This is a genomic window from Zoogloea oryzae (assembly GCF_030161255.1).
GTDB classification, from domain to species: Bacteria; Pseudomonadota; Gammaproteobacteria; order Burkholderiales; family Rhodocyclaceae; genus Zoogloea; species Zoogloea oryzae.
This window is the reverse complement of record NZ_BSPX01000198.1, coordinates 904-1,231: the sequence shown is the minus strand read 5'-3', so window position 1 is coordinate 1,231 and position 328 is coordinate 904. Positions and strand designations below refer to the sequence as shown.

The 328-nt window shown below is 61.3% G+C and carries 1 protein-coding gene; it reads left to right on the top strand.

Going from position 1 to position 328, the window contains the following annotated elements:
* Positions 1 to 328 (top strand): IS21 family transposase (locus QQK25_RS23005; protein ID WP_498027250.1); only part of this gene is annotated, 328 nt, incomplete at both ends.

Below are 328 nucleotides of genomic sequence, written 5' to 3'. Positions count from 1 at the left end.
CAGCTTCCGGCGGGTAGTCTGGAAGTCCAGCCAACAAGTCTGGGCGCAGCTCCACGAAGAGGCGTTCCGGTATTTTGGCGGGGTCCCCAGCTATGTCGTGCTCGACAACCTGAAGGAAGGCGTCCTCAAGCCGGATTTGTACGAGCCCCAGCTCAACCCGATTTACAGCGCGATGCTGGCTCATTACGCCGTGGTCGCCGATCCCGCGCGCGTGGCCGATCCAAATCGGAAAGGATGCGTCGAGAATGCGATTCAACATACCCAGGGCACTGCGCTGGCCGGACGGCGCTTCGAGACGCTGGAGGCGCAAAACGAGTTCTTGAGGCAC